The sequence below is a fragment of the Seonamhaeicola marinus genome, assembly GCF_008085455.1.
Genome location: NZ_VSDQ01000375.1, coordinates 1 through 210 on the forward strand (window position 1 = coordinate 1; position 210 = coordinate 210).

The 210-nt window shown below is 29.5% G+C and carries 1 protein-coding gene; it reads right to left on the reverse strand.

Features of this window, described 5'->3' with window-relative positions; translation table 11 throughout:
- Nucleotides 1–197 (reverse strand): hypothetical protein (locus FUA24_RS05005; RefSeq protein WP_394344188.1); only part of this gene is annotated, 197 nt, incomplete at its 3' end.
- Nucleotides 198–210: the final 13 nt, after the last annotated feature.

The following is a 210-nucleotide window of genomic DNA, read 5'->3' on the forward strand; positions in this document are numbered from 1 at the left end:
GCATCACGTGTAATTTTAATCATGTGAGCAGATATGGTTTTATAATCAAAAATGCTAAAAATATCACTTAAGCAATACCTTAACAAATCATCATACATTATTATATAACTGTGTCCGTTTTGCTTTGGTAATTCAATAAAACGCTCTACAGATTTTGGTATTTCAATAAGTGCGTACTGCTTTGTGTCATCATTCATTTCCATTTTAACA